At 72.0% G+C, this 25,688-nt stretch carries 28 protein-coding genes; 14 read left to right on the plus strand and 14 right to left on the minus strand.

The features are described from left to right. Positions 1-44 precede the first annotated feature (44 nt). The gene (locus ACQEVB_RS17835; protein ID WP_432972355.1) at positions 45-950 is read left to right on the plus strand and encodes a pirin family protein; all 906 of its coding nucleotides are present in this window, start codon (positions 45-47) and stop codon (positions 948-950) included. Here the strand turns inward: ACQEVB_RS17835 and ACQEVB_RS17840 are convergent. Beyond that, complete coding sequence (locus ACQEVB_RS17840) at positions 933-1,373, minus strand: Fur family transcriptional regulator (protein ID WP_432972358.1); 441 nt, start codon at positions 1,371-1,373, stop codon at positions 933-935. The two genes, ACQEVB_RS17835 and ACQEVB_RS17840, sit on opposite strands and share 18 nt — an antisense overlap. Next, complete coding sequence (locus tag ACQEVB_RS17845; RefSeq protein ID WP_432972361.1) at positions 1,346-1,783, minus strand: Dps family protein; 438 nt, start codon at positions 1,781-1,783, stop codon at positions 1,346-1,348. The genes ACQEVB_RS17840 and ACQEVB_RS17845 overlap by 28 nt, the downstream gene beginning before the upstream one ends. Before the next feature lie 143 nt (positions 1,784-1,926). Between ACQEVB_RS17845 and ACQEVB_RS17850 the strand changes: the two genes are divergently transcribed. The 6 genes from ACQEVB_RS17850 (at position 1,927) to ACQEVB_RS17875 (ending at position 5,785) form a co-directional block, all read left to right on the plus strand. Continuing rightward, positions 1,927-2,505, plus strand: a complete 579-nt coding sequence (locus tag ACQEVB_RS17850) for a TerD family protein (RefSeq protein WP_432972364.1) — start codon at positions 1,927-1,929, stop codon at positions 2,503-2,505. 4 nt (positions 2,506-2,509) lie between these two features. Beyond that, positions 2,510-2,860 (plus strand): hypothetical protein, encoded by a 351-nt coding sequence (locus ACQEVB_RS17855; protein WP_432972367.1) that lies wholly within the window; start codon positions 2,510-2,512, stop codon positions 2,858-2,860. Between the two features lie 46 nt (positions 2,861-2,906). Beyond that, the gene (locus ACQEVB_RS17860) at positions 2,907-3,335 is read left to right on the plus strand and encodes a DUF5709 domain-containing protein (RefSeq protein ID WP_432972370.1); all 429 of its coding nucleotides are present in this window, start codon (positions 2,907-2,909) and stop codon (positions 3,333-3,335) included. Positions 3,336-3,398: 63 nt separating this feature from the next. Next, positions 3,399-4,076: a response regulator gene (locus ACQEVB_RS17865; RefSeq protein ID WP_432972373.1), complete on the plus strand. Its 678-nt coding sequence runs from the start codon at positions 3,399-3,401 to the stop codon at positions 4,074-4,076. Positions 4,077-4,119: 43 nt separating this feature from the next. Next, positions 4,120-4,893, plus strand: coding sequence for an LLM class F420-dependent oxidoreductase (locus tag ACQEVB_RS17870; protein ID WP_432972376.1), 774 nt, complete (start codon positions 4,120-4,122; stop codon positions 4,891-4,893). 16 nt (positions 4,894-4,909) lie between these two features. After that, positions 4,910-5,785: a bifunctional helix-turn-helix transcriptional regulator/GNAT family N-acetyltransferase gene (locus ACQEVB_RS17875; RefSeq protein WP_432972379.1), complete on the plus strand. Its 876-nt coding sequence runs from the start codon at positions 4,910-4,912 to the stop codon at positions 5,783-5,785. 37 nt (positions 5,786-5,822) lie between these two features. Here ACQEVB_RS17875 and ACQEVB_RS17880 read toward each other — a convergent pair whose 3' ends face one another. Beyond that, positions 5,823-6,350, minus strand: coding sequence for an SAM-dependent methyltransferase (locus ACQEVB_RS17880; RefSeq protein ID WP_432980426.1), 528 nt, complete (start codon positions 6,348-6,350; stop codon positions 5,823-5,825). A gap of 47 nt (positions 6,351-6,397) precedes the next feature. On the opposite strand from ACQEVB_RS17880, the gene ACQEVB_RS17885 reads away from it, so the two are divergent. After that, positions 6,398-6,730 carry a winged helix-turn-helix transcriptional regulator gene (locus ACQEVB_RS17885; protein WP_432972382.1) on the plus strand — a complete coding sequence of 111 codons (333 nt, stop codon included), beginning with the start codon at positions 6,398-6,400 and terminating at the stop codon, positions 6,728-6,730. 4 nt (positions 6,731-6,734) lie between these two features. On the opposite strand, the gene ACQEVB_RS17890 is transcribed toward ACQEVB_RS17885, so the two are convergent. Genes ACQEVB_RS17890 through ACQEVB_RS17910 form a run of 5 tightly spaced genes read right to left on the minus strand, consistent with a single transcriptional unit; the run spans position 6,735 to position 10,853 of the window. Beyond that, complete coding sequence (locus tag ACQEVB_RS17890) at positions 6,735-7,298, minus strand: carboxymuconolactone decarboxylase family protein (RefSeq protein WP_432972385.1); 564 nt, start codon at positions 7,296-7,298, stop codon at positions 6,735-6,737. A gap of 39 nt (positions 7,299-7,337) precedes the next feature. Then, complete coding sequence (locus ACQEVB_RS17895; protein ID WP_432972388.1) at positions 7,338-8,207, minus strand: ABC transporter permease; 870 nt, start codon at positions 8,205-8,207, stop codon at positions 7,338-7,340. Continuing rightward, on the minus strand, positions 8,204-8,983 hold the full coding sequence (locus tag ACQEVB_RS17900) for an ABC transporter permease (protein ID WP_432972391.1): 780 nt from the start codon (positions 8,981-8,983) through the stop codon (positions 8,204-8,206). Before ACQEVB_RS17900 ends, ACQEVB_RS17895 begins: the two co-directional genes overlap by 4 nt. Continuing rightward, complete coding sequence (locus ACQEVB_RS17905; protein ID WP_432972394.1) at positions 8,980-9,765, minus strand: ABC transporter ATP-binding protein; 786 nt, start codon at positions 9,763-9,765, stop codon at positions 8,980-8,982. Before ACQEVB_RS17905 ends, ACQEVB_RS17900 begins: the two co-directional genes overlap by 4 nt. Positions 9,766-9,770: 5 nt before the next feature. Beyond that, on the minus strand, positions 9,771-10,853 hold the full coding sequence (locus ACQEVB_RS17910; RefSeq protein WP_432972397.1) for an ABC transporter substrate-binding protein: 1,083 nt from the start codon (positions 10,851-10,853) through the stop codon (positions 9,771-9,773). 373 nt (positions 10,854-11,226) lie between these two features. On the opposite strand from ACQEVB_RS17910, the gene ACQEVB_RS17915 reads away from it, so the two are divergent. Continuing rightward, positions 11,227-13,077 (plus strand): hypothetical protein, encoded by a 1,851-nt coding sequence (locus tag ACQEVB_RS17915; RefSeq protein WP_432972400.1) that lies wholly within the window; start codon positions 11,227-11,229, stop codon positions 13,075-13,077. A gap of 137 nt (positions 13,078-13,214) precedes the next feature. Here the strand turns inward: ACQEVB_RS17915 and ACQEVB_RS17920 are convergent, their stop codons facing one another. Beyond that, positions 13,215-14,624, minus strand: coding sequence for an IS1380 family transposase (locus ACQEVB_RS17920; protein WP_432972403.1), 1,410 nt, complete (start codon positions 14,622-14,624; stop codon positions 13,215-13,217). Positions 14,625-14,781: 157 nt separating this feature from the next. Beyond that, positions 14,782-16,047 carry a DUF222 domain-containing protein gene (locus ACQEVB_RS17925; RefSeq protein WP_432972406.1) on the minus strand — a complete coding sequence of 422 codons (1,266 nt, stop codon included), beginning with the start codon at positions 16,045-16,047 and terminating at the stop codon, positions 14,782-14,784. 811 nt (positions 16,048-16,858) lie between these two features. Between ACQEVB_RS17925 and ltrA the strand changes: the two genes are divergently transcribed. The 3 genes from ltrA (at position 16,859) to ACQEVB_RS17940 (ending at position 19,430) form a co-directional block, all read left to right on the plus strand. Next, on the plus strand, positions 16,859-17,953 hold the full coding sequence (gene ltrA / locus ACQEVB_RS17930; protein WP_432972409.1) for a group II intron reverse transcriptase/maturase: 1,095 nt from the start codon (positions 16,859-16,861) through the stop codon (positions 17,951-17,953). Positions 17,954-18,228: 275 nt separating this feature from the next. Then, positions 18,229-18,975 carry an SDR family NAD(P)-dependent oxidoreductase gene (locus ACQEVB_RS17935; protein WP_432972412.1) on the plus strand — a complete coding sequence of 249 codons (747 nt, stop codon included), beginning with the start codon at positions 18,229-18,231 and terminating at the stop codon, positions 18,973-18,975. Then, on the plus strand, positions 18,969-19,430 hold the full coding sequence (locus ACQEVB_RS17940) for a cupin domain-containing protein (protein ID WP_432972415.1): 462 nt from the start codon (positions 18,969-18,971) through the stop codon (positions 19,428-19,430). The genes ACQEVB_RS17935 and ACQEVB_RS17940 overlap by 7 nt, the downstream gene beginning before the upstream one ends. Here ACQEVB_RS17940 and ACQEVB_RS17945 read toward each other — a convergent pair. Together ACQEVB_RS17945 and ACQEVB_RS17950 are read right to left on the minus strand one after the other, a co-directional pair. Then, positions 19,418-20,878: a hypothetical protein gene (locus ACQEVB_RS17945; RefSeq protein WP_432972417.1), complete on the minus strand. Its 1,461-nt coding sequence runs from the start codon at positions 20,876-20,878 to the stop codon at positions 19,418-19,420. The two genes, ACQEVB_RS17940 and ACQEVB_RS17945, sit on opposite strands and share 13 nt — an antisense overlap. A 103-nt stretch (positions 20,879-20,981) precedes the next feature. Next, positions 20,982-21,761, minus strand: coding sequence for a VOC family protein (locus tag ACQEVB_RS17950; protein ID WP_432972420.1), 780 nt, complete (start codon positions 21,759-21,761; stop codon positions 20,982-20,984). Between the two features lie 88 nt (positions 21,762-21,849). Here ACQEVB_RS17950 and ACQEVB_RS17955 point away from each other — a divergent pair, with 88 nt between their 5' ends. Together ACQEVB_RS17955 and ACQEVB_RS17960 are read left to right on the plus strand one after the other, a co-directional pair. Then, entirely contained in the window at positions 21,850-23,574 is a 1,725-nt protein-coding gene (locus tag ACQEVB_RS17955) for an ATP-binding protein (RefSeq protein WP_432972423.1), read from the plus strand. 220 nt (positions 23,575-23,794) lie between these two features. Further along, complete coding sequence (locus tag ACQEVB_RS17960) at positions 23,795-23,977, plus strand: DUF4241 domain-containing protein (RefSeq protein WP_432972426.1); 183 nt, start codon at positions 23,795-23,797, stop codon at positions 23,975-23,977. 15 nt (positions 23,978-23,992) lie between these two features. On the opposite strand, the gene ACQEVB_RS17965 is transcribed toward ACQEVB_RS17960, so the two are convergent. Further along, the gene (locus tag ACQEVB_RS17965; RefSeq protein WP_432972429.1) at positions 23,993-24,592 is read right to left on the minus strand and encodes an FMN reductase; all 600 of its coding nucleotides are present in this window, start codon (positions 24,590-24,592) and stop codon (positions 23,993-23,995) included. Position 24,593: 1 nt separating this feature from the next. Further along, positions 24,594-25,688, minus strand: a complete 1,095-nt coding sequence (locus ACQEVB_RS17970; RefSeq protein WP_432972432.1) for an LLM class flavin-dependent oxidoreductase — start codon at positions 25,686-25,688, stop codon at positions 24,594-24,596.

Consider the following 25,688-nt stretch of genomic DNA (forward strand, 5'->3'; position numbering starts at 1 on the left):
CTGTGACCTGCACCGAACAGGTGATACCGGCCTAGCATGGCTCGGTGACGATCGAGGTGCTCGAGGCCCGCGCGGTGCCGCTCGGCGGGGCGCGGGCGCTCACCGTCCACCGCACGCTGCCGCAGCGGGGCCGGACGCTGGTCGGTGCCTGGTGCTTCGCCGACGCCTACGGTCCCACCCCGCACGCGGCGGCGATGGACCTGCCGGCGCACCCGCACACCGGCCTGCAGACGGTGAGCTGGCTGTACGCGGGGGAAATCGAGCACCGCGACTCGACGGGGGCGCGGGCGCTCGTCCGCCCCGGTCAGGTGAACCTGATGACGGCCGGTGCCGGCATCTCGCACAGCGAGACGTCGACGGCGGCGGCGGACGCGCTGCACGGGGTGCAGCTGTGGCTGGCGCTCCCCGATGCGCACCGCGGCGTCGCGCCGTTCTTCGAGCACGCGGAGCCGGAGCCGTTCGCGCTCGGCGCGGCGACGGTGCGGGTGTTCGTCGGCGAGCTGGCCGGGCGGCGGGCGGCCGTCACGACGTTCTCGCCGCTGGTCGGGGCGCAGGTCGACGTGCCGGCGGGCGCCACCGTGCGGGTGCCGGTCGACCCGGCGGCGGAGCACGGGCTGCTCGTCGACGCCGGCGAGGCGACCTTCCAGGGCCAGCCGGTCGCGCCGTCCGAGCTGGGGGTGGTGGCGGCCGGGGCGTCCGAGCTGACGATCACCGCCGGCACCGCCGTGCGCGCGCTGCTGCTCGGCGGCGTGCCGCTGGGGGAGCAGATCGTGATGTGGTGGAACTTCGTCGGGCGCAGCCACGACGAGGTCGCCGCCTTCCGGCGGCAGTGGCAGGCCGACGTGATCGACGGCGGCGACCCGCACGGCCGCTTCGGCACCGTCGCGCACCCGGCACCGCCGCTGCCGGCGCCGGAGCTGCCGACGGTGCGGCTACGCCCGCGCGCCTGACGCGCAGGCGGTGCAGACGCCGCGGAAGATCACCTGCGCCTCGTCGACCGTGCCGACGTCGGTGCCCGGGGTCAGGCACGGCTTCGCCCCCGTGACGCACTCGACGTCGGTGACGCCGTGGCAGACCCGGCACACGAAGTGGTGGTGCCAGCGGTCGCCGAGCTCGTACAGGACGACGCCGGGACCGGCGTCGGCCGTCATGACGAGGCCGGCGACGACCAGCGCGTCGAGCACCCCGTACACGCTGGAGCGGGGCAGCGGCTCGCCGCGCTCGGCGACCCGGACGCGCACCTCCTCGGCGGAGCGGTGCGCGCCCAGGTCGCGCAGCGCGGCGAGCACCGCGACCCGCGGGCGGGTGGCCCGCAGGCCGCGCTCGCGCAACGACTGCTCGGGATTCAGCCCTGTTGGGCGCTGAACATCCACCGCTGCTTCTCCAGGTCCGCCGCCACGCCGATCAGCAGATCCTGGCTGATCGGGTCGAGGTCGGCGATGCGGGTGATCCGCTCGCGCAGCCGCTCGGTGATCACGGTGAGCAGCGCGACCACGTGGTCGACGGCCCCGGCGTCGCTGACCTTGGCCTCGGGCGCGTCGGGCAGCGGGCTGTCCTTGGCGACGGTGATCGCGCGGGCGTCCGGCGCGTGGCCGATGGTGACGCTGCGCTCGGCGACGGTGTCGGCGGCGTCGCGGACCAGCGCGGTCAGCTCGTCCAGCTGCTCGTGGACGGTGCGGAAGTGCCGGCCGGCGACGTTCCAGTGCAGCTGCTTGGCCTGCAGGTGCAGGTCGGTGAGCTCGACGAGGGTGTCCTGCAGATCGATACCTACGGTGCTGGTCATCTCACGCTCCTCTTCTCTGGACTGTGTCCATTCTAGCGTTTCTGGACACTGTCCGAAGAAGGTCGCGCTGAGCTGCTCGTCACAGCCACCGATAGGGTTGCCGGCGACGGAAGCTCGAGCACATCCGAAGGGGGAATCAGCCCGTGAGCGTCACCCTCGTCAAGGGCGGGAACGTCAGCCTCAGCAAGGAGGCCCCGGGACTCACCAGCATCCTCGTGGGGTTGGGGTGGGACGTCCGCACCACCACGGGCGCCGACTACGACCTGGACGCCTCGGCGATCATGCTCGGCGACAGCGGCAAGGTGCTCTCGGACAGCCACTTCGTCTTCTTCAACAACCTCACCAGCCCGGACGGCACCGTCGAGCACACCGGCGACAACCTCACCGGTGAGGGCGAGGGCGACGACGAGGTCATCAAGGTCAACCTGCAGGGCATGGCCCCCACCGTCACGAAGATCGTGTTCCCGGTGAGCATCTACGACGCCGACTCCCGTTCGCAGAACTTCGGTCAGGTGCAGAACGCCTACATCCGGATCGTGAACGAGGTCGACAACTCCGAGATCGCCCGCTTCGACCTCTCCGAGGACGCGTCCACCGAGACCGCGATGGTCTTCGGCGAGGTCTACCGGCACGGTGGCGACTGGAAGTTCCGCGCCGTCGGTCAGGGCTACGCGTCCGGGCTGGCCGGCATCGCGCGCGACTACGGGGTCAATGTCGCCTGACGGGGTGGTCGCCCCTGCCGCGGAGGCGCCGCGCATCCGCACGGCCGACGCCGTCGTGTCGGCCGTGCTGCTCGTCGTGGTCGCCGCCGTCGTCGCGATGGGCGTGCTGGGCGGGGTGTTCCTCCTGGCGTTCGGCGAGTGCACGCCGCCGCGGTGCAATGGCGACGCAGCGCACGCGGCGGTGATCGCCGGCCTCGCGCTGGCCGTCGTGGGCGGGCTCGGTGGACTGGTGCTCGCCGTGCGGCGGATCGCGCTGCGCCGGATCTCCTGGCCGTTCGCGCTGGTCACCTTGGTGTTCTGTGCGGTGGTGGTGGTCGCCGCATGGGCGGTGTACCGCCTGGCAGTGGGAACCTGAGGCGGCCACCCGGCCGGGCGCCGGCACCGCGGCTACAGTGCCGCGCATGACCGATCCGGACCAGGGCGACGACCTCGACCAGTATGCCCAGCTCGAACCCGAGGACACGCTCGAGGACCGCGGCGTCGACCCCCTCGACGAGGGGTACTCGCCGCCCGAGCGGCCGTTCGCGAGCGAGGACTGGGGCACCACTCCCGAGGAGGAGCGCGAGGGCGAGTCGATCGAGCGGCGGCTGGCCAGGGAGCTGCCCGACGACGAGTTCGACGACGAGGACGGCGACCAGCTGGGCGACACGTCCGACACCGACGGCGAGCTCTACGACGACGAGGTCGGCGAGGAGCGGGCCGGCCGCCTCGCGGCCACCGGAGGCGCGTTCGTCGACGACGACGAGCTCTTCGCGGAGGACGAGGGGTACGCGGGCGGTGCGGCGTCCGCGGAGGAAGCGGCCGTGCACACCGTTCCCGACGAGGACTGACGGTGACCTGACGCCCGTGCCGTCGTTGCTCTCGGTGACGACAACTGCACGAGGAGTGGGCACATGGCACCGGACCCCACCGCATCCGTCATCGACGCGATCGGCGGGCTGATCGGCACGGTCGTGTGGCCGCTGGTCGTGCTCGTCGCGTTCTTCGCGCTGCGGAAGCCGCTGGAACGGCTGATCGCGGGGCGGCGCGACCCCGCGACGGGTCCGGCCGGACTGGCCGCGACGCTGACCACCGAGGCGGAGGCGGCCATCGTCGCCGCGACCGTCGCGCGCGATGCGGGCACGACGCCGGAGGAAGCTGCGCGGGTGGTCCGCGAGTCGCGCGCGGCCGCCGAGGAGGCCACCCGTGCCGGTGGTCTGCTCGGACGGACCGTGCTGTGGGTCGACGATCGCCCCGACAACTCCCGCTACGAGCACGCCATGCTCGGCGCGCTCGGCGTCTCGGTGGTGGTGCGGACCAGCGTCGAGGAAGCGCTGTCGACGATGGCGTCGCGCCCGTTCGACATGCTGGTGGCGGACCTGCAGCTGGGTGCGGACCAGCAGGCGGGTTTCGGGCTGCTGGAGGCGGCGCGCGCGGCAGGGCACCAGGTGCCGTGCGTGTTCTACGTCGCCCACGCCACGCCCGACCGCGTGCAGGAGGCGACCCGGCGCGGCGCCGGCCTCACCAACCAGCCGACGGCGCTGCTCCGCGCCGTCGCGCGTGTGCTCGCCCCGGTGCCCGCCGGCGGGTGACGCCCGGCGCGCGCCACCGCGGACCCGGTGGAACGATCAACCCATGACCCACCCCATCCGCATCGGACTCCAGCTCCAGCCGCAGCACGCCGACTACGCGGAGATCCGCCGCACCGTCGCCGCCGCCGAGGAGGCCGGTGTCGACATCGTCTTCAACTGGGACCACTTCTTCCCGCTCTACGGTGAGCCGGACGGCAAGCACTTCGAGTGCTGGACGATGCTCGGCGCCTGGGCCGAGGCCACCAGCCGCGTCGAGATCGGCGCGCTGGTCACGTGCAACAGCTACCGCAACCCCGAGCTGCTCGCCGACATGGCGCGCACCGTCGACCACATCTCGGACGGGCGGCTGATCCTCGGCATCGGGGCCGGCTGGTTCCAGCGCGACTACGACGAGTACGGCTACGACTTCGGCACCGCCGGCTCCCGGCTCGCCGACCTCGCGCAGGCGCTGCCGCGCATCAAGGACCGCTGGGCGAAGCTCAACCCGGCGCCGACCCGCGACATCCCGATCCTCATCGGCGGCGGCGGGGAGAAGAAGACGCTGCGCTACACCGCGCAGTACGCCCAGATCTGGCACGGCTTCGGCGACGTCGACACGCTGAAGCACAAGACGGCGGTCCTCGACCAGCACTGCGCCGACGTCGGCCGCGACCCGGCCGAGATCGAGCGCTCCGTCGGCGTCCAGGCTTCGCCGGACGAGGTCGGCGCTGCGCTCCTCGATGCGGGCGCGACGCTGTTCACCGTCGGCAAGGGTGGCCCGACGTACGACCTCGGCCTGCTGAAGGACTGGATCGCCTGGCGCGACGACCAGAAGTGAGACGTATTCTCTGACCGTGGTCAGAGAATCGGAGATCGCCGTCGTCCGGGGGTTCAACCGCACGGTCACGCAGCGGGTCGGGGCCCTCGACGACGCCTACCTCGCCCGCGGCCGATCGCTGGGGCAGTCGCGGCTGCTCTGGGAGATCGGCCCGGGTGGGGGCGCGGTGCGGGATCTGCGCGACCGCCTCGGGCTCGACTCCGGGTACCTCTCCCGCCTGCTCCGCGGGCTGGAGGAGGCCGGTCTCGTCACGGTCGTCGCCGACGGCGACGACGCCCGCACGCGCACCGTGCGGCTGACCCCCGCAGGAGAGGCGGAACGCGCCGAGCTCGATCGCCTCTCCGACGCGCTCGCCGGCAGCCTGCTGGAACCGCTCGACGAGCCGCGCAGGGCCCGGCTCGTCGCAGCCATGGCCGAGGTCGACCGGCTGCTCACCGCCGGGGCCGTCCGGATCGAGGAGTGCGATCCGCACGCTCCCCGTGCCGATGCCGCGCTCGCGGCGTACACGCAGGAGCTCGACCGGCGCTTCGCCGGCGGGTTCGCCCGGCCGCCCGGCGACGCGGACCGGCTGACCCCGCCGGCCGGGCTGTTCCTGGTGGCCGTGCTGGGCGACGAGACCGTCGGGTGCGGTGGCCTCGCCTTCGCCGACGGCGAGCCGCCACTGGTGAAGCGGCTCTGGGTGGCGCCGTCCGCACGCGGGCTCGGCCTCGCGACCCGGCTGATGGCGGAGCTCGAGGGCAAGGCCCGCGCGCGCGGCGCCGACCGGGTGCGCCTCGACACGAACGCGAGCCTCACCGAGGCGGTCGCGATGTACCGGCGGCTGGGGTACCGCGAGGTGCCGCGCTTCCACGACGACCCCTACTCCCAGCACTTCTTCGAGAAGTCGCTGTAGCCGGCCCAGGTTCGCGTCGAGAACGACGTTGGCGTGATCAAAACGCCCTGTTGATCACGACAACGTCGTTCTCGACGGATCCCCCGGGTGGCGGTTCATCAGCACGAACACGCCCCAGCCGAGGAGCTCCGGCTAGTGGCGGACGTGGTGTAGGGGTGAGCTGGCGAGTTCCTCGCGGAACTGCGCGGCCAGCTCGTCGTCGGGTGTGCCGCCAGTACGGCTCGCCGACCAGCACCATGCCGCCGGGGCGGACGCTGCGCCGCAGCAGCCCGACCGTGCCCTCCATGCCGCCGCCGATCCACGTGGCGCCCAGGCAGGACGCGACGTCGACGGGCTCGTCGGCGACGTACCCGGCCGCGTCACCCTGCACGAACCGCACCGCGTCCGCGACGCCCAACTCGGCGGCCCGCGCCTGCGCCGCTGCCACGAACACCGTGCTCAGGTCGACGCCGGTGCCGCGGTACCCGAGGTCACGGGCCCACGTGCAGAGCATCTCGCCGCTGCCGCACGCGAGGTCGAGCACCGTCGTGCCGGCGGGGAGCCGCAGCGCGGCGCCGAGGGTGATTGCCTTTCTGCTACGTTCCCGAAAACGAAACGGGGTGGTGTCAGGTGGTGCGCGGCTCGACCACCGGGCGGCCGATCATGGCGGCGCTCGACCTGCTCGGCAGGCGCTGGACGCTGCGGCTGCTCTGGGAGCTGCAGGACGGCCCGTTGGGCGCGCGGGCGATCCTGGCGCGGTGCACCGGGTTGTCGTCGTCGGTGCTGTACCGGCGGCTGCGCGAGCTCGAGGCCGCCGGGATCGTCGCGAAGGACGCCGACGACGCCTACGGGCTCACCGCGATCGGTGGTGAGATCGGCGAGACCATCGCGCCGCTGAACAGCTGGTCGAAGCGGTGGGTGCAGGCGGTGCCCGGCGCGGTCGAGAGCGTCGACGCGAGCGGCTGACCGGTCACGCCGCGTGGTCGACGAACCGCGGCGCCCACGGCTCCAGCTCCACCCTGGCGGCGTTCGCCGCGTAGCTGATCGCGTGGTACCAGCCGGCGAGCAGCGTCAGATCGAGCAGCTCAGCGGCACCGAGGACGGCGTCGAGGCGGGCCCAGAGCTGGTCGGGGACGGTGGCGCTGTCGTGCAGCGCGTCGACCGCCTCGATGACGAGGGCGTCGCGCGCGCTCCAGCACGGGTCGGCCGGCGAACCATGGGTGATCGAGCGGAGCTGCTCCGCGGTCAACCCGACCTTCTCCGCGTAGACGGCGACGTGCACGCCCCACTCGTACTCGCAGCCGCACCGCGCCGTGACGCGGTCGATGACGAGCTCGCGGTCGCGCAGGGTCAGCGACAGCTTCGAGCTGAGGTAGTAGCTGCCCCACGCGTTCAGCCCGGCCGCCATCGGCAGGTTGTGGGCGAACGTGCGGAAGAGCCCGATGGGTTCGGCGTCGGAGCCCATCATCTGCCGGAGCCGGTCGGCGACCTCGGGTGCGTAGGGCTCGTCGAGCGGCGGGATGCGTGCGGCCATACCGCGACGCTAGTGTTGCTGGAAAAGAAACGCAAGCCGTCAGCCGGCGAGCCCCGCCTCCGGCCCCCAGCGGGCGAGCAGCGCGGCCTCCACGATCGTCATCAACTCGTACAGCACGATCGAGACGATCACGGCGAGCGCCACGATCGTCCAGACGCCGCCGTAGTTGCCGGTGCCGTTGTAGTTCGACAGCACCCCGCCCATGCCCTCGAACCCGACCAGCCACTCCGCGAGCATGCTGCCCACGATCGCGCCGGGCACCGAGATCCGCGCCGAGGCGAGGAACTGCGGCAGCGCGGCCGGGATGCGCACGATCAGCATCGCCCGCGCCGCCGAGCCACCGTTGACCCGCACCACGTCGACGGCCTGCTGCGGCGCCCCGGAGAGCCCCACGACGATGTTGACCAGCGCCGGGAACAGCACCACGATGCCCGCGATCACGGCGATCGACAGGCTGCCCTGCCCGAACACGAGCAGCAGCAGCGGCGCCATCGCGACCAGGGGCACCGAGCGCAGCACGATCGCGATCGGCAGGAACGCGAACTCGAATGGCCGCCACGACACCATCGCGACCGCGATCACCGTGGCCGCCACCATGCCGGAGACGAACCCGATCGCCGCGTTCACCAGCGTGGTGCCGAGCGCCCCGAACGTCGCGGCCCGTGCCGCCTCCGCCGTCAGCGACGCCGGCCGCACGCCGCGCGCCGGACGTTCGGTGAACAGGTACTGCCACACGTCCCACGGCGCCTTGCCGACGAACGTCGAGATGCGGAAGACGGCCAGCAGCGCCGTCCAGAGCAGGGTGAGCACCACGATCGCCACGACGATCGTGACCAGCGACCGGCCCGCCCGGCGCAGGACGGACCCGGCGACGGACGCCGGCGCGGCCGTGTCGAGAGCGGCGGTCATGCCGCACCCACCGTCGCCGTCGAGCCGGCCGCCCAGGGGGTGACGGCTCGTGCGATCAGCCCGACCAGCAGGTACCACAGACCCGACACCAGCGCGCTGACCAGCGCGAGGTACCAGAGCAGGGGAGCGTCGGCCTGCGCCTGCGCGGCGATCAGCGCCTTGCCCAGCGTCGAGCCGCCGCCGCTGCCGAGGTACTCGGCGAGGATCGCGCCCAGGAACGCCGCCGGCGCTGCGATCCGCAGGGCTGCGAGCAGGCTGGGCAGCGCCGCCACCACGCGCACCTTGCGCAGCACCGTCCAGCCGGTGCCGCCGTAGGCGCGGACGAGGTCGACGCTGGCCCGCGGCGCCGCCCGTAACCCGACGAGGCAGCCCACCACCGTCGTGAAGAAGCAGCTCATCGCGGCCAGCGCCACCGACGCGCCGGACGAGCCGCGCCCGGCCACGATCACCAGCACCGGCCCGATCGCGACCAGCGGGATGCAGTAGGTGACGATCGCGATCTGGTTGGCGAGCGCCTCCAGCCGCGGGAGCAGCAGCACCGCGACCGACAGCGCGATCGCGGCCAGGTTGCCCCACAGGTAGCCCTGCGCCGCCGAGGTCACGGTCGCCACCGTGTTGCGCAGGGTGCTCGCCCACAGCTGCCCGTCGAGCAGCTTGGCGAACACGGCCGGCGGCGTCGGGATCACTCCGCTGCTGCGGAACAGCAGCACCGACGCCAGCCACCACAGCGCGAGCAGAACGGCGACCCCGACCAGGCCGCCCGCCCTCGAGTTCACGCGTTCTCCCCGACCCGCCCGAACAGCAGCTCGGAGAGCCGGTCGACGTAGGCGTGGAACTCGGGCGTGCGCATCAGGTCGGGGGTGCGCGGGCGCGGCAGGTCGATCGGCACGACCTCGACGATCCGGCCCGGGCGCGGGCTCATCACGGCCACGACGTCGGAGAGGAAGACGGCCTCGGAGATGCCGTGCGTGACCATCAGCGTGGTGGCCGGGCGCTCGGTCCAGATCCGCAGCAGCTCCCCGTTCAGGCGCTGGCGGGTCATGTCGTCGAGCGCCCCGAACGGCTCGTCGAGCAGCATCACGGTGGGCTGCACGGCCAGGCAGCGCGCGATCGCGACGCGCTGGCGCATGCCGCCCGAGAGCTGCGCGGGCTTCGCCTTCTCGAACCCGGAGAGCCCGACGAGCTCGATCAGTCCGTCGATCAGCCCGGGCTCCGGCGTGATGCCGGCGACCTCCAGCGGGAGCCGGATGTTGCCGGCCACCGTGCGCCACGGAAGCAGCGCGGCCTCCTGGAACGCGATGCCCAGCTCGTGGTCGCGCTGGATCTCGCCGACCGGTCGACCGTTGATCACCGCGGTGCCGGCCGTCGGCGTGTCGAGGCCGGCGAGGATGCGCAGCACCGTCGACTTGCCGCAGCCGGACGGCCCGATCAGCGACAGGAACGAGTTGCGCTCGGTGCCCAGGTCGACGGCGGCCAGCGCGTCCACGGTCCGGCGACCCAGCACGAACTGCTTGGTGAGGCCCTGGATGTCGATGCCGGTCGCAGCGGCGTGCGTCATGTCGGTCAGGCTTTCAGACCGGGGTTCTCCGCGTACACCTCGGAGAGCAGCGACAGGTCGAACAGCTCGTCCTTGGTGATCGTGATCCCGACGTTCTTCAACGCCGTGACGACCTTGTCCTGCAGCTCGGGGGTGATGGTGAACAGCCCGTTCGCCTTCGTGTCCGGCGAGACGACCAGCAGCTCGTTCTGCGCCTTGAGCTGCTCGGTCTGGCCGGCGAGGTCGAGGTTCTGGTCCTTGCCGTAGGTCTCGACGGCCAGCTTCGCGCCGGCGGCCGGGTCCTTCACCGCGTCCGTCCAGCCGCGGATCTCGGCCTTGAGGAAGGCCTTGAGCTGGTCACGCTTGGTGTCGATCGTCTCCTGCAGCACGACGAACGTCTCCGACACGAACGGCAGCCCGTTGTCGGCGAAGGACATCGTGACCGGCGTGAACCCCTTGGCCTTCACCAGGAACGGCTCGTTGGTGAGGTAGGCCATGAAGCCGTCGACCTTCTTCTCGGTCAGCGGCGCCGGGTCGTACTGGACGACCACCTGGTTGATCGTGGCGGGATCGATGCCGTTGGCCTTCAGCATGCCGGCGAAGATCGACTGGTTGGTGCCGGCCTGGATGCCGATCGTCTTGCCGGCGAGGTCGGCGGGCGTGCGGATCGGCTTGCCGTCGGCCAGCGAGAGGATGCAGAAGGGGTTCTTCTGGAACGTGGCGCCGATCGTCTTCAGGGGTGCGCCCTGCTCGACGATGAACCGGGCCGTCGCATCCGGGGCGGACAGCCCGACGGTGATGTTCTTGGCCACGACCAGCGCCTCGGCGCTCGCGACCGGGCCGCTCACGAGGTCGACGGCGGAGAGCCCGGCCTCCTTGTAGTAGCCCTTCGAGTCGGCGAAGTACTCGCCGGCGAACTCGATGTTCTTGATCCACGACAGCTGGACCGACAGCTCGCCGAGCGATCCGGCCGCTGCGGATCCGCTGGGCGCGCCGGCCGGGGCGGGGCTGCCGCCACCGCACGCGACGGCGGCGAGTCCGACGGCGCCGAGGCCGCCGATCCTGAGGAAGTCGCGCCGGCTGGGGTGCGGCATACGGGACAGCTGCATCGGTCGAGCTCCTGATCACGTTCGGGGACATCGGACGGGTTGGGGCACACCCGTTCCGCGAGGGAACCTAAGCACGCCGCGGGTCACCGTGGTTTCCGCGGTGTTACGCGGCACCGCTCGGGTGGTGACGTCCACCCCATCGTGGGCTTGCGGAATCACACCGGCGGATGCGTTCTGTGATCGAACGGTCATTCCTGGTTTACTTCGATCGGGGTGCGGGTGGACTTCTCGGGGGAGCCAGATGCCTGCCGAATGGACGGCCGGGGCGGTAGCCGCGGTGCAACGCTGGATCGCCGCGTGTCCCGGGGGGCCGACCGGTACCAGCCGGTGGAGCTGCCTCGGGGAGGCCGCGCCGGCAGGTGATCCGGGCTGGTTGGAGCTGCCCGACCCGGGTGTGGTCGCCGAGGAGTGGTGGCTCGCCGGGCCGGACGGCCCGGATCGTCCGGGCGCGTTCCTCGTCGACGAGGTGCGCCGCGACGAGCGCGGCGACCTGTTGCTGCGGGTGCCCGCGGGCCTGCCGGCGGACGTGCGCAGCGTGTGGTCGTCCGTCACCCGGCCGGTCGATGCGCTGCTGGCCGGACTCCAGAGGTCGGATGATGCGCCCCTCGCCGGCGCGCTCGCCCGGCAGCAGCTCGCCGGACGGCCGGACCCGACCATCCCGCACCCGGTCGGGCTGTCCGCCGAGCAGGCCGAGGCGTACCGCGCCTGCCGCACGCCCGGGCTGCGGCTCGTGTGGGGGCCGGCGGGGCCGCGCACGTCCGCGGTCGTCGCGCGGGCGGCCGCCGACCTGGTCCGTGCCGGCCGGCGGGTGCTGCTGCTGGGCGCCACCGACGCGGGCGTCGACGCGACCGTCGCCGCGCTCGTCGCGGGGCTCGAACCGGAGGACGGCGAGGTCGTCCGGGTGGGGCCGACCCGCGGCGTCGACGCGGACGGCGTCTCGCTGGACCGGCTGGCGGCCCGGGAGACCGCTGTCGACGACCGTCGCCGCGCGGTCGTCGGCCACCAGCTCGCGACGTTCGCCGGGCAGGACCCGGAGATCGCCGCGCTCGCCGCCGAGCTCGTGGGTTACGACGACGACGCCTACCAGCGCGCCGCCCGGCGCGTCGCCGCCGCCGAGGAGGCCGCGGAGCTCGAGCCGCGCCGGCGCGCCGCGCTCGCCGTCATGCGAACGGCCGCCACCCGGCACAGCCTCGCCATCGCTGCGCGCGCCGCGATCCTGCGGGAACGCGACGAGCTCGCCGAGGCGCGCATGGCTTTGGCCCGCATCGAGGTGCTGGAGGAGGAGCTGCGCCGCCTCGACCGCGACCTGCGCCGGCATCGCACCGAGCAGGCGGTGGCCCGGCACTGGGCGTGGCGGGGCGCCGACGGCTGGCTGGACCGCAGGCGCCGGCGGCGTGAGGCGAAGCTCGCGGACCGCGACCTCGCGAAGGCCGAGCGCGATGCCGGCCCGCGCCGCAGCGCGGTGCAGTGGGAGCTCCTGCAGGCGCGGGCGGCCGCCGGCCGGATCACCGCAGCCGATCTCGCCGCCGTCGACGCGCGCCTGGTGAACGCGCACGCCGACGTCTTGGCGGCCGCGACGCAGCTGGTCCGCGCCGAGGTCTACGCCGAGGAGCTGTCGGCGCGCGCCGAGGCCGTCCGCACCCGGGGCGAGCCGACGGACGAGGACCGCGAGCTGGTCGCGGCGGCGCTGTCCGAGGGGTTGCCCGGCCGCTACGAGCGCTTGCTGCGGCTGCGCCGCCGCCGCCCGACCTCAGCGGCCGCCCGCGGCCGGTTGGGCGCCGAGCACCACGCGCTCGGCGTGCGGTCGGCGCAGCGGCGGGCGGCGGCTCGCGCCGAGCTCGTCGACGGCGCCTCGGTCGTCGCCACGACAGTTGCGGCCGCGGCCGCCCTGCCCAGCCGCCGCTACGACGCGGTGCTCGTCGAGGGCGCCGCCGCAGTCCCGCTCGTGGAGGCGCTGCTGGCGGTCGGCTCGGCCACCACGACGGCGGTGCTGTTCGGCGACTTCCAGCGCCCCGGCCCCCGCCTCCCCGGCAACGTCCGCACGGTGGCGATCACGGACCCCGGCATCGCCACCTGGGTCGCGGGCACGGTGTTCTCCCACTACGGCATCGACAGTGCTGAAAGGGCAATCGACACCGAGGGCTGTGTCGCGATGCTCCGGGAGTTCCGTGGGGCTCCGGCGCCGGAGGTCGTGCCGTTGCCTGCGCCTGGGGTGCGCCACTAGCCCTGGTGATTCATGACGAGCGGTAGTTGATCTTTCTTCTGTGATTATGCCGGTTTCCGGGTCGGGGCGTGCAGGGTCGTCCGGCCTGCTGTTCTGCCGGGTGCTCCGAGCCGCTCGTGCCGGCCGGGAGTCGGGGTTCAGCCCGCGGGGACGGGCAGGGCGCGGAGACGAGCGAACGCGGTAGCGAGGGCGCTCGCCCAGGGCCAGGACTGCTGGATCCGGATCCAGGTGCGGCGCTGGCCTCGGGTGATCCGGGCTGCGACGTGTAGGAGCCGGTAACGCAAGGTCTTCGGTTCGGCCTTGGCGAGGTGCCCGTCGAGAACGAGGTGCTGGGTCCAGGAGAGCAGGTCGACCGCGAGCATCACGACGGTCAGCCAGGCCGAGTTGATCGCGAAGGTGCGGGACGGGAAGTGGTTCAGGCCGGTGTCCTTCGCGGTGCGGATCCGGTCCTCGACCCGGGCATGGGCGCGGTGTCGGGCGTCGAGGAACGCCAGTTGTCCGGCGGGGGTGTCGGTGGCGAAGCAGGTGTAGCGCCAGCCGTCCCGGGTCTCCATCAGGTCCAGCTGCGCGCCCGGGTGCGGACGCTCGCGGCGAACGATCACCCGAGTCCCCGGCGGGTAGCCCTCCAACGCCGCGGCGGGTAGGAGCCCAGTGAGCTCGGCCAGCCCGGCGCCGTCGCGCTGGCTGCCATCGGCGTCGACGGCCGCGGCCCACACCGTGCGCGGGACCGCGGTGATCGCGGCGCGTTCGCGGTCGGTGATGGCCCAACCGACAGAGAACTCGCAGCTCACCGCTTTGGCTCGCTGGTCGCGGACGTGAGCGAGGAACGCTTTCGTGCAGCCGGCGGTGTCGGCGCGGATCAGCATCTTGCGGCCATGGCGGTGCTGGTCGGGGATCTGGGCGAGGGCTTGGTCGAGCACCGTGATGTGGTCGGCGGCGGTGTTCGCACCGGCGTTGCCGCGACGCAGCACACCGGCGAGGAACTCGGATGTGTTGTCGCAGAACGCCATCAGCGGGTGGTAGCCGAAGGTCCGCTTGAACGTCGGCGCGGCCTGCTCCTTCTCCGAGTGGCAGATCACGATCGACGCGTCCAGGTCGATCACCAGCACGTCAAGATCCTGTCCGGCCACTGTGGCCAGTGGGAACGCCCGCCCATGGGCCTCGGCGTGCTGGTCCCAGACGACCTCCCGAGTTCGGGCTCGAGCCGCCGCCACCTGCGCGAGCGCCGCGTCGTCGAGACGGTCGAGCAATCGCCAGCACGTCGAGTCCGACGCCACCGACCCGAACAACTCCGCCTGGTCGCCCAGCACCGCGATCTCGGAGATCGTCGTGGCGCCGTCGCTGACCGCGACGGCGAGGTCTACCAGCACGCGGCCCGGATCATGACGCGCTCGCGCAGGCCGCAACCCGTTCAGCGTCTGGGACAACTCGCCGGTCAGCGTGGTCCGGTCCGCAACATCGGCCAGAAGACGGGACCCGGCGTGCGACACCACCCCGGCCCCATCGGCAGTCACGATGATCTTCGGACGGGTAGTTGTAGCCTGCACTCGGAAAGTGCCTCCTCGACCGCGGTGAACAGAGCCCTCAGCAAGCCCTGTCCTACCTGGTCACGAGGCACTTTCTTCTTTCGGGGGTCACCCCACCCCTCAGCCCACCATGAAGAGTCCGGGCTAGTACTCGTCGGTGAGCTCATCCTCGGCGCTGTCAGCCGGCACTTTCAGGTCGTCGGCTTTGTTGCGGAGCGAGCGGGGTTGCCGCCTCGGGTGCTCGCTTCTGTGGCGGCGCTACCGGGGTTTTCACTGCATCATATGGTCGATTTGGCGGCCGTACCCGACTTGGAACTCTGTCTGCGTGTCTTCGCTTCCGTTGCTTGTGTGGTCGACTGGCTGTGGTGCCGATTTCGCGCAGATGGTTGTGGAATTCGCACAAGCCGCGTCCGTTGTCGAAGGTGGTGCGGCCGCCGTCGCGCCAGCGTTCGATGTGGTCGATGTGTCTGATGGGTGCATCGCAGTAGGGGGCGGTGCAGCGGCCCCCGTCCCGGATCTTGATCAGCTCGGCCAGGACCCCGGTGAAGCAGCGCTGCACCGAGTCCCCGCCGATGATCGCCCCGTCGCGGGTGAACAACCGTCGCCAGGTCTTCCGTCCGGCGCCGGTGCGCAGGATGTCGGCCGGGACGGGCCCGTAGCCGGGGACCTCCGCGGGCAGGGCACTGTCGGGGTCGAGCAGGTCCTCGACCCGGACCACGATGTTCACCTGCATGTCGACGTCCTCGGCCTGGGCCTGTCCGGTGAGCCGTTCGACCAGGGTGTCGGCCATGATCTCGCCCCGCCCCCGCCGCACCGGCTCCGGTCGCACCCAGACTTCGTTCCCGGCTTTGCGCAATGCCGCGTAGCAGGCCACGGCCTGTTCGACGGGCAGGTGGGCGGTCAGATCCGCCATGCCGGGTTCGGTGGAGGGCCGCACTGTCACCCGCCGCCCGGACCGGGCCCGGGCGCAGCGTGCGGCGAACTTCTCCGGCGCCACCTCCGCCGCCAGCTTCCGGGCCAGATCGTGGATGCGTCGAACACTCAAGGTCTCGACACCGCGCTCGGCGAGCTGCTCGTCGACCCAGGATCGTTCCTCGGGGTCGAGGTGTGACCCGGCGCTGGTGATGAAGGCGACCTTCTGCTCGTTGAGCAGCCCGGCCGCGAACAGGGCCCGCACCCGGGAGTGCCCGGCTTGCAGATCCCGAGCGATCCGCACCCGCTTCCCACCCTCGACAGCAGACACGCGGCAAGCCAGCCCGACTCGCTCGGCAACGACCCGCTGCACATCATCAGGGTCAACCACACCGGCATCGATCTGCTGCGCCGCCACCGCCCGCCCAAGCGCAAGGATCGCCGCAGCCTGCTGCGCGGCGAGAGCATTCTTCTGCTCTTCGAGCCGTGCAACAGCCTCAGCGAGCTGCGCGACATGGACGGTCGTGGACATGCCTGTATCCTACCGAAAACAGGCGAGCCAAACAAGTGTTCGAATGTGCGCCACGAGTGCGGAAGGTAGGTGTTGTAGGGCACCTTTCTGGAGGCAGTGCTGTGCAGGTGATGAAGGTTGTGGCCCTTCGGCGCCGCCCTGCGGGGGGAGGCGTCAAACCACCTCATGCTGCGTTGGCTGAAGACCGTCGTGGTGAGCGATGAGGAAAAGGCGTCGGTGAGACGTCAGGTGGGGATCGGGAAGATGAGCGTGAGCGAACCGTTGACGAAGCGTCGTTACTCTAGTAGGTGGCATCGAAACCAGGGAGTTTTCGAGTTCCTGGGATGAGTCTGGCGGGTGCCCGTTTACTGGCCAGGCGGTGTCCGGCGTTGAGGCGGCGTGAGCCCGATCTGCGGGATCTGCACGGAACGTGGGAAGGCGGACGGCGATAGTCCGCTTCGGTCGATCGGAGAGATCGCCGAGTGGAAGAGGGAGCGCATCAACGGGCGGATCCCGGAGGTGTTGAGTACTGATGCGTCGTTCGCTGGCGGACCGGCTCGTAGTAGTGCTGAAGCTCCTGTAGTGGGGGTGGAGCGAAGGGGCCGGCTCATCAATAGGTTTGGTCACGAGAACAACCGAGGGCGAGAGCTCTCGGGAGGAGCCGAGTGAGCACGCCAGGTCCGAAGAAGAAGTCGTTTGGGATCTCGAAGCAGCTGGCCTGGGAGGCGTACCGGAAAGTCAAAGCCAACAAGGGTTCTGCCGGGGTGGATGAGGAGTCGATCGCGGAGTTCGAGACCGATCTGAAGAACAATCTGTACAAGATCTGGAACGGATGTCCTCGGGGACGTACTTCCCGCCTCCGGTGCGGGCGGTGGAGATCCCGAAGGCAGGCGGAGGGACCCGGGTTCTCGGGGTGCCGACGGTTGCGGATCGGATCGCGCAGACGGTGGTGGCACTGCAGTTGGAGCCGCGAACCGAGGCGATCTTCCATCGGGACTCCTACGGCTACCGACCGCGGCGGTCGGCCCATCATGCTCTGGCCAGGTGTCGGGAACGGTGCTGGAAGTACAACTGGGTGATCGATCTGGACATCCAGAAGTTCTTCGACTCCGTGGATCACGACCTCATGGTTAAAGCGGTGGAGGCAAATACCGAATGTCCGTGGGTGGTGCTGTATGTGAAGCGGTGGCTGGTTGCACCGCTGCAACTGCCGGACGGAACCTTGGTCGAGCGGGATCGGGGAACTCCGCAAGGGTCCGCGGTTTCGCCGGTGTTGGCGAACTTGTTCATGCACTACGCGTTCGACCTGTGGTTGGCGCGCGAGTTCCCGTCTGTGGAGTTCGAGCGCTACGCCGATGACGCTGTCGTGCATTGTTCGACCGAGCGGCAAGCACATCAGGTGTTGGCCGCGCTCTTTGCGAGGATGGACGAGGTCGGGCTGCGGTTGCACCCGGACAAAACCAAGATCGTGTACTGCAAGGACAGTAACCGGCGTGGCAGCCATGATGTCACGTCGTTCACGTTCCTGGGGTACACGTTCCGCCCGAGGATGTCCCGCAATCAGAAGAGCGGCAAGGTGTTCACGTCGTTTCTGCCAGCGGTCAGCCCGGAGGCGCTCAAGGAGATGGGTCGACGGGTCCGGGCTCTACGGATCCATCGATGGACAAGGGAGGATCTGAACGGCCTCGCCGCGATACTCAATCCGATCGTGGCGGGGTGGATGCAGTACTACGGCCGGTTCGCTCGGTCGTATCTGTATCCGCTCCTGGCGCGCATCAACTCCTACCTGATGCGTTGGGCTCGCAACAAGTACAGACGGCTGCGCTCCTATCGTCGTTGCAAGAAGTGGTGGCAGACGCTCGCAGAGCGGGAACCGAACCTCTTTGCGCACTGGGGATGGGTGCGTGTCTTCCGCGGATTCAGATGAGAAGAGCGGAATGACGGGAGACTGTCACGTTCCGTTCTGTGGGAGCCCGGGGGTGAGATTCCCCCGGGCCACCCGACTCGGCACCACGGCCAGATGACCACGCAAGCAAACCGAGGGGAGGCAGTCAGACAGAGTTCCCAGTCGGGTACGGCCGCCAAGCCGACCACATTATTCGTTTGAAAACCCGGGCAGCGCCGCAACACAGACCGGACACCCCAACGGCGCTACCCCGTAGTTCAGGAGGCATCAGAACCGCCCCCGGCAGACTGAGCACCGTGATCGACCTCAACCACACCGTGGTGCTCGTGACCGGCGCCTCCGGCGGCATAGGCAGCGCGATCGCCCGCCGCTTCGCGGCCGCAGGCGCAGCGGTGGGCGTCGGCTACAGCACCGGCGCCGAGCGGGCGAGAACAGTCGTAGCCGAGATCGTGACGAACGGTGGACGGGCGGAAGCGCTCGCCGCCGACGTCACCGACCCCGACGCGTGCGACCGGCTGGTCGCGCAGTGCCGCGAACGACTGGGTGGGCTCGACGCCGTGGTCGCCGCGGCCGGCGTCCAACCCGTCGCAGACCTGCCGGGCATGCCCGTCGCCGACTGGCGCGCCGTGCTCGACGCGGACGCGACCGGCCCGTTCGCCACGCTGCAGGCCGCCGCGCCGGTGCTGCCGGACGGCGGATCGATCACGTTCGTCGCGTCGATCGAGGGCAGCCGTCCGGCCCGCGGGCACGCCCACTACGCCGCCGCGAAGGCGGCGACCGTGATGCTGGCGCGCGCGGCCGCCGTCGAGTACGGGCCGCGGATCCGGGTGAACAGCGTGTCGCCGGGACTGGTGGAACGGCCCGGGATCGCCGACGACTGGCCGGACGGCGTGGCGCGCTGGCGGTCCCGCGCGCCACTGGGCGAGCTGGTGTCGCCCGCCGCCGTCGGCGACGCGTGCGTGTTCCTCGCCTCGCCGATGGCCCGGGCCGTCACCGGCCACGACCTGGTCGTCGACGCCGGAATGGGGGCGACGGGATGGTGACCGCCTCCGAGATCGCCGAGCTGCTCGGCCTCGAGCCGCTGCCCGACGAGGGCGGGTTGTTCCGTCGCACCTACGCCGACGCCCACTCGTCGGCCATCTACTACCTGCTCGCCGACGGCGACTTCTCGGCGCTGCACGTCCTCACCGCCGCCGAGACCTACCACCACTACGCGGGCGCACCGCTGCAGATGCTCCTGCTGCACCCGGACGGGACGGTGGAGCGTCCGGTGCTCGGGTCGGACCTGGCCGCCGGCGAGCGACCGCAGCTGGTCGTGCCGGCCGGGACGTGGCAGGGCTCCCGTTCCGCGGGTGCGTGGACGCTGATCGGCACGACGATGGCTCCCCCGTTCGAGTGGGCGATGTTCAGCCTGGGGCAGCGCGCCGACCTGCAGCGCGACTACCCCGGGGCGGCGGCCGACATCGCCGGCCTCACCCGCCCGGCTCAGGGGACGTAGCGGGTCACCAGCGCGTCGGTGAGTGCGCGCGTGCGCTGTTCGGCCGCGTCGGCGGGAAGGGTGCGGGCACGGTCGCCGCGGGGCGCACGCGTCTGGCCGGTGATCCGCAGCACCGGCCCGCCGAGCGGGATGGCCAGGTCGAACGTGCCGGCCGCCGATGGGCAGCGGATGCCGCTCCGCCCACCCGCCAGTGGGACCGTCGAGCCGGCGCACGGCTGCCCACCCGGCGCGACGCCGACGGTGACCGCGTACCCGTCACCGGCCAGCCCGATGCAGCCGGTGCCGTCCGCGGCGGCCATCTCCAGCTCGCCGACGGACGCGGCGACCGAGCCGAGCATCGCGCAGGTCGGGTCTGCGCCGCCGCCCACCAGAGCTGCTGCGGAGTCGGGCGGCGGGACGCGGCGCGGGGCGCGGCAGCTCGCGACCTGCGCGGCGCCGATGCCGCACGCCGCCGGAACCGGGTCGTCAGCAGCACTCGGGGCGTACCCGAGGGCGGCCGGTGCGGGTGGTGCTGCGGCGCGTCCGTCGGCCACTGCCGTGGTCAGGGTGGCCATGGTGGCGGCGGCAGCGGTGCACGGGTCGTCCGTCGCCTCACGCACCACGACCGTGATGCGGTGGGCCGTGGCGTCCGACAGCACCTGCGCGATCGCGGTGAGCGTGCACTGCGCCGCGGTGCCGGCCTGCAGCGCCGGGCCGCCGGCGAGCTGCACCGTCCGCTCACCGGCGCCGGGCGCGGGCAGCACGGCAGGTCCGGTGGACAGCCGCACCTGCACCGACGGCTCCGAGCCGGGTCCCTGCGGGGTGCCGCGGCACGTGTCGGCGTCGGGTTGGGCGAACGCGCCGCGATCGGCCTGCCACCCCAGCGCCGTGCCGATCAGGTCGCAAGCGCCCCACCGGCCGACGTCCCCGGGTGCCGCCGCGCGGACGCGTTCGGCAGGCGCGGCGAGGTCCCGTCCGATCGGCTCCGCGATCGTCGTGGCGGTGGCGCAGGAGCCGGCGAGATCGCCCTCGCCGGCCGGGGCGGACACGCGCACCGACCGGGTCGGCGAGATCGGGAAGTCCACCGCGCAGCGCGCCTTCGGGTCGATCGGCACGTCCCGCGTCAGGTAGGCGCGCCGGTCACCCACGACGACCGGTGCCGCGACGGCCCGGTCCGCCGTGCCTAACGCCGTGCCCACGGCCACGACGATCCGCTGGTCCGCCGTGCCCCCGATCGCGCAGCTGTGCGGCGACACCGCGTAGACCGGTCCGCCGTCCTCGACGGCGGCGACCGCCGGCGAGAGCAGCGCGCACGGGTCGAGCTCGCTCGTCGCCCAGCTCACCGCCGCTTCCGGGTCGGGCGGGGGCGGAACCGGCCGGGTCGGCGTCGGGGCGGACGAGCAGGCCGCTGCGGCGAGCGCGAGCGCGCCCGCCGCCATGGCGAGCCGCCACGGGGAGCTGCGGGGCACGCCGAAAGGGTGGCGCATCCGCCGACCTCACACATGACCGGGCCCCTTCACACACGTCCGGACGTGTGCGAAGGGGCCCAGCTATGTGTGACGTCGCCAGCGTTCAGCCGGACACCTGCTGGTGCAAGGCGAACACCGCACCGGTGGGGTCGGTGTAGATGCCCATCCGGCCGAACGGGTTCGTGACGGGCGCCATGAGCTCGCCGGCGCCGAGCGCGGTGGCCTGCCCGCCGGCGGCATCGACGTCGGCCACCGAGAAGTAGGTGAGCCAGTGCGACGGTGTGCCCTCCGGCGCCCCCATCATGCCGCCCAGCCCACCGACCGGGGCGCCGTCGGCGGAGAGGTGGATCGTGCCGTAGTCGTCCGGCGCCCCAGGGACGGGCTGGTAGGTCCACCCGAAGACCGCGCTGTAGAAGGCGCCGCCGGCCTCGGGGTCGGTGAGCCGCACGTCGGTCCATGTGACCCCGCCCGGCTCGTTCGCTATCTCGAAGCCGACCATGTCGTGGGCCTGCCACACGCCGAACGCCCCACCCGTCGGGTCGACGGCGACGGCCATCACCCCCATCCGCGGGATCTCCATCGGCTCGACGAGCAGCGACCCACCGTTCTCGGTGACGAGCTTCGCGGTGCCTGCGACATCCTCGCTGGCGATGTACACCGTCCACGGCACGGGCCCGGGCGCACCTTGCATCGGCGGCGAGATCGCGGCGGCGCTGTGCCCGTCGCGCTGGCAGAGCGTGTAGTGGCCGAACTCCTCGCCGGTGTCGGCGAAGGTCCAGCCGACGACGGGACCGTAGAACGCCTTCGCGGCGTCGAGGTCGGCGACGGACATGTCGACCCAGCACGGCGTGCCGGCGGGCCACGGAATGGTGCGGATGGTCATGAGACGTCCTCCGTAGGCGTGGGCCGCGAACCTTTCCACCGACCCCCGACAGAACGCGTCGACCGTTCGGGGGCCTATCGTCCCCGCCGTGAGCGAACCGGTGGGCAGGGTCGTCGGCACCGAGGACTCCACCCCGCTGGAGTGGAGCGTCGCGCTGGCCCCCGAGCAGTACCTGCAGCTCGACGACGTGGTCGTGGCCGAGCGCGACGTCCCCGGGTTCGGCCGGGTTCGCACGTCCGGGGTCGTCACGCAGGTGACGGCCCGGCACGAGGGCGCCACGTTCGGCTCCGACGTCTTCCTCATCGCCGACGGCGTGCTGCCCGCGCAGGTGCAGGAGATCGCGGAGATCACCACGACCCGCGTCGAGCCGGAGTGCTACGTGCCGCCGACGCCGGGCGCGCCGGTGCGGCGGGCCACCGGGGAGGAGCGCGCCGAAGCCCTCTACTTCGACGCCATGAGCCGCAAGGTGCCCGTCGGCATGGGCCGCGACGGCGAGCCCGTCTACGTCGACCTGGAGTTCCTCGACGGGACCCGCGGCGGCCACGTCTCGATCAGCGGCGTTTCCGGGGTCGCGACGAAGACCAGCTTCGCGCTGTTCCTGCTCTACGGGCTGTTCCGCAGCGGCGCGCTCGGCCCGCGCGCGGTGAACGCGAAAGCGCTGGTGTTCAGCGTGAAGGGCGAGGACCTGCTGTTCCTCGACCACGCCAACACGCACCTGGACGACAAGCTCCGCGGCGACTACGCCCGCCTCGGGCTGCCCGCCGAACCGTTCGCCTCCGCCGGGTTCTTCGCCCCGCCGACGCCGGACGACCCGGTAGGGCGACCGCACGTCACGGGCCGCACCAGCGGTGTCGCCGCGTTCTGGTGGACGCTCGCCGAGTTCTGCGCCGGCGAGCTGCTGCCGTACGTCTTCGCCGACGCGGAGGACGAGCGCAACCAGTACACGATGGTCATCCACCAGGTCGCGGCCCGGCTCAAGCGGGAGGCGGCCGGCGTCGGCGACGGCGCCGTCCAGATCGACGGACGCATCCTGCGCACCTACGACGACCTCGTCGAGTTCGTCTCCGACCAGCTGCTCGACGAGGACACGCGGCGCGACTGGGCCGGGCCCGTCACCGGCACCGGCACCGTCAACGCGTTCCTGCGACGGCTGCGCTCGTCGGCGAAACCGCTGCGCACGCTGGTGCGGGGCGACCTGCCCGACCTACCCGCACGCCGCGTCACCACCGAAGGCCGCCAGGTCACCGTCGTCGACCTGCACAACCTCCCCGAACGTGCCCAGCGGTTCGTCGTCGGCGTCGTGCTGGCCACGGAGACCGCGCGCAAGGAGGCCTCCGGGGCCGCCGGACTGCTGTTCACGATGATCGACGAGCTGAACAAGTACGCGCCGCGGGAGGGCTCCAGCCCGATCAAGGAGGTGCTGCTCGACATCGCCGAACGCGGCCGCTCGCTGGGCATCATCCTGATCGGCGCCCAGCAGACGGCCAGCGAGGTCGAGCGGCGGATCGTCTCCAACTCGTCGGTGAAGGTGGTCGGCCGGCTCGACCCGGCCGAGGCCGGCCGCCCCGAGTACGGGTTCCTGCCGCCTGCCCAGCGGGCCCGCGCGGTGCTCGCGAAGCCCGGCACGATGTTCGTCTCCCAGCCGCAGATCCCGGTGCCGCTGGCCGTCGAGTTCCCGTTCCCGGCGTGGGCGACGCGCCTGTCGGAGTCGGCGGGCGAACCGCGTGCCGCCACGAACGGGTCCGCGCCCCGCAGGGACCCGTTCGCCCGGCTGCCCGCGGTGTCCGCCGACGAGGACGACGCGCCGTTCTGACGGTGGGCGCCGGTACGGTCCGCCCATGATCGAGCTGGAGCGGTTCCGGGCCCTGCGCCCGGGGCCCCGGTGTACGTCACCGTCGCCGACGTGTCGGAGGAGCAGGACGGCAGCCACCTCCGTGAGGCCTACCTGAGCGTGGTGCTCGCGCCGGGGGAGCCGGCCGCGGTGCGCGCGGCCGACTCGTCGGGCGAGGCGCCGCCCGAAGGGGCGTTCCCTGATGGACTCGCCGGAGCACCTCATGGAGGGGTGCGCCAACATCGAGCTGCCGCTGGCGACGGCCGGGGAGAACGTCGTCCTCGCGCACTCCGGGTGGGGCGACGGCGTCTTCCCGGTGCTGTGCACGGTCGATGCGGACGGCCGGCTGCTCGCCGTCCACATCGACCTGCTCGTCGTGGAATGACCGTGGGTGCGGGGGTCAGCGCTGCAGGAGCTCGGTGAACGACGTGGCCGCGGCGAACGGGTCCGCCACCTCCACCGCCGGACGGGCCGCGACGAGGTCGGCGAGCTCCCCGGCGGCGCGGGTGATCCGCTCCGCCAGTCCGGTCTCGCCCCAGTCGTCGGCCGCGGCGAAGACGCCGGTCGGGGCGACCACCGCCCGCAGGTACGCGAAGAGCGGGCGCAGCGCGTGCTCCAGCACGAGCGAGTGCCGGGCGGTGCCGGCGGTCGCGGCGACGAGCACGGGCCGGCCGGCCAGCGCGTCGGGATCGAGGACGTCGACGAAGGTCTTGAACAGCCCGCTGTAGGACGCGGTGAACACGGGCGTGACGGCGATGACGGCGTCCGCGCCTTCGACGGTGTCGAGCGCCTCCTGCAGCGCGGTGTCGGCGAACCCCGTGACGAGGCGGTCGGCGAGCGCGCGGGCGTGCTCGCGCAGCTCGACGACCTCGGCCCGGGCCGGCACGCCACGCTCCTGCAGCGCGGCGACGGTCGCGGCGGTGAGCCGGTCGGCCAGCAGCCGCGTCGACGACGGCGTCGACAGCCCGGCGCTGATCACGGCGATGGTGCGTTCGGCCATGTCAGGCCACCTCGAGCTCGTTGGCGGCGCGGGCCGCGACCAGCGACTCGTGCGTGGGCGCGTCCGGCACGTGCGCCGGCTTCAGCGCGGCGAACTCGCGGCGCAGCACCGGCACGACCTCCTCGCCGAGCAGGTCCAGCTGCTCCAGCACGGTCTTCAACGGCAGCCCCGCGTGGTCGACGAGGAACAGCTGGCGCTGGTAGTCGCCGACGTACTCGCGGAACCCGAGCGTCCGGTCGATGACCTCCTGCGGGCTGCCGACCGTCAGCGGGGTCTGGCGGGTGAAGTCCTCCAGCGACGGGCCGTGCCCGTAGACGGGCGCGTTGTCGAAGTAGGGCCGGAACTCGCGCACCGCGTCCTGGCTGTTGCGCCGCATGAACGCCTGCCCGCCGAGCCCGACGATGGCCTGGTCGGCGGCGCCGTGCCCGTAGTGCTCGAAACGCCGACGGTAGAACTCGACCATCCGCTTGGTGTGCACGGGCGGCCAGAAGATGTGGTTGTGGAAGAAGCCGTCGCCGTAGAACGCGGCCTGCTCCGCGATCTCCGGGCTGCGGATCGAGCCGTGCCACACGAACGGCGCGACGCCGTCGAGTGGCCGCGGGGTCGACGTGAAGCCCTGCAGCGGGGTGCGGAACTTCCCCTCCCAGTCCACGACCTCCTCGTCCCACAGCCGCCGCAGCAGCGCGTAGTTCTCGACGGCGAGGGGGATGCCGTCGCGGATGTCCTGGCCGAACCACGGGTAGACCGGCCCGGTGTTGCCGCGGCCGAGCATGAGGTCGACACGACCGCCCGCGAGGTGCTGCAGCATCGCGTAGTCCTCGGCGATCTTCACCGGGTCGTTCGTGGTGATCAGCGTCGTGGCCGTCGACAGCTGCAGCCGCCGGGTGCGGGCCGCGATGAACGCGAGCGTCGTCGTGGGGGAGGAGGAGAAGAACGGCGGGTTGTGGTGCTCGCCGAGCGCGAACACGTCCAGGCCGACCTCCTCGGCCTTCTCCGCGATCTTCAGCACCGCGGCCAGCCGCTCGCCCTCGGTCGGCGTGGTGCCCGTCGTGGGATCGGTCGTGATGTCACTGACCGAGAAGACACCGAACTGCAT

The organism is Pseudonocardia sp. CA-107938, from assembly GCF_050936315.1.
Classification (GTDB): Bacteria; Actinomycetota; Actinomycetes; order Mycobacteriales; family Pseudonocardiaceae; genus Pseudonocardia.